At 37.3% G+C, this 268-nt stretch carries 1 pseudogene; it reads right to left on the bottom strand.

The features are described 5' to 3' along the window. Positions 1-54: 54 nt before the first annotated feature. A pseudogene (locus KI369_RS29000) lies at positions 55-268 on the bottom strand (metallophosphoesterase); the annotation flags it as partial.

A 268-nucleotide genomic window follows, 5' to 3' on the forward strand; every position in this document is an offset into this window, starting at 1 on the left:
CGTTAATGCGGGATAAAAGCACCTTTTCCTTTTTCACATAAAAAGTCGTACAGTTCAATTTAACTGTACGACTACAAGTTCCGGCCTATTAAAGATTCTTTGCGGGATAATACTATTTCCTAATCCTCGACTAACTATCATTGCTGTATTTTGTTCCTCATATAAGCCTGCTGTATATTTAGGTAGTATACCTTGATTCGGGGCAACTAATCCTCCGATAAATGGCAATCTAAATTGTCCTCCATGAGCATGTCCTGATAACACTAAA

Origin of the sequence: Bacillus sanguinis, assembly GCF_018332475.1 — a bacterium.
Classification (GTDB): domain Bacteria; phylum Bacillota; class Bacilli; order Bacillales; family Bacillaceae_G; genus Bacillus_A; species Bacillus_A sanguinis.